This window comes from Lactobacillus nasalidis (assembly GCF_016587775.1).
Lineage (GTDB): Bacteria > Bacillota > Bacilli > Lactobacillales > Lactobacillaceae > Lactobacillus > Lactobacillus nasalidis.
The window spans coordinates 1-338 of record NZ_BOCG01000397.1 but is presented as its reverse complement, the minus strand read 5'-3'; the positions used below and the strand labels follow the sequence as shown (position 1 = coordinate 338).

At 49.1% G+C, this 338-nt stretch carries 1 rRNA gene; it reads right to left on the bottom strand.

The window, feature by feature from the left end:
- Positions 1-338 (bottom strand): 23S ribosomal RNA (locus tag lacNas_RS07160); the annotation flags it as partial.

Sequence of the window (338 nt, the reverse complement as noted above, 5' to 3'; positions counted from 1 at the left end):
CTCCTACCTATCCTGTACATGCTTGACAGATACCCAATATTAAACTGCAGTAAAGCTCCATGGGGTCTTTCCGTCCTGTCGCGGGTAACCCGCATCTTCACGGGTATTATAATTTCACCGAGTCTCTCGTTGAGGCAGTGCCCAAATCATTACACCTTTCGTGCAGGTCGGAACTTACCCGACAAGGAATTTCGCTACCTTAGGACCGTTATAGTTACGGCCGCCGTTTACTGGGGCTTCAATTCAAACCTTCGCTTTGCAGCTAAGCTCTCCTCTTAACCTTCCAGCACCGGGCAGGTGTCAGCACCTATACTTCATCTTACGATTTTGCAGATGCC